1 protein-coding gene is annotated in these 1000 nt (G+C 51.6%); it reads right to left on the bottom strand.

What is annotated here, in order from left to right; all coding sequences use genetic code 11:
- Window positions 1–1000, bottom strand: a 1000-nt coding sequence (locus tag Xind_RS19610; protein ID WP_187650950.1) for an amino acid adenylation domain-containing protein, incomplete at both ends; no start/stop codon positions are given.

The raw sequence follows: 1000 nt of genomic DNA, 5'->3' as shown, positions 1-1000 counted from the left end.
GTAGCCGAGCGACTTGTCCTTATCCGTAGCAAACGGATTTGCCACAAACCGCCCGGCGGTCAGTTCAGGCCGGTTTAAATACCCCCGCGCCAGCCCGGCACCGCCGATATACAGTTCTCCCGGTGCGCCGACGGGAGACAGATTGCCATCACTATCAAGCACGTAAAGGCGGACGTTATTATTCGCTTTGCCGATATTGGTTGCAGCGTCTCCACGTTGATACACATTCCCGCTCGCAACAACGGTCACTTCTGTCGGGCCATAAGCATTCAGTACGCTGCTGTATTGGCTGAAATATGCCAGACAATCCAGGGAGGGGGACTCTCCCGCTGTAACCAATAATTGCAGGGAGGGTAACTTCGTGCCGATTAACAATTTCAAGATGGCCGGGGGTAAGGTGGCAATCTCAATCCCTTCCCGTTGGATGAGTTTGGCAATGGCAGGCGCGTTACGTTCTGTTTCGCTGCAAAGGTAAATGGTCAGGCCATTAAATAAGCCAGGGAATAATTCGAAAACAGAACCATCAAATACATAAGCGGCAAACATTAAGACTTTTGTTCTCTTTGCCGCATCAAAGACTTCGGCCTGTGCTGCCACCATATGCGCCACACTTTTGTGCTCAATCATCACCCCTTTGGGCTGACCCGTGGTGCCTGACGTATAAATAATATAGGCCAAATCGGTTGGCTGGTTTATCCGCACCGGATTTTCCACAGGCTGGCCTGCGGTGATTGTCCGGTCATCCGCCGCGATGAGTATAGGTTGTTTCGTGAGTGTTTGGCTGTATTCTGCCAATGTAGCCAGATGCTGCTGTTGCGTCAGTACACAGGGCGTTTTTATGTCAGTCAGAATAAACTGAACTCGTTCAGCGGGATAAGCGGGGGAAATCGGGACATAAGCTCCCCCGGCTTTCAGCACTGCCAGAATAGCGATCACCATTTCCGGGCTGCGATCCAGATACAGGGCTATCGGTGTGTCAGCCTGTATCGTTTCATGATTC

Source organism: Xenorhabdus indica (assembly GCF_014467235.1).
GTDB classification, from domain to species: Bacteria; Pseudomonadota; Gammaproteobacteria; order Enterobacterales; family Enterobacteriaceae; genus Xenorhabdus; species Xenorhabdus indica.
This window is presented reverse-complemented; position numbering and strand designations above follow the sequence as displayed.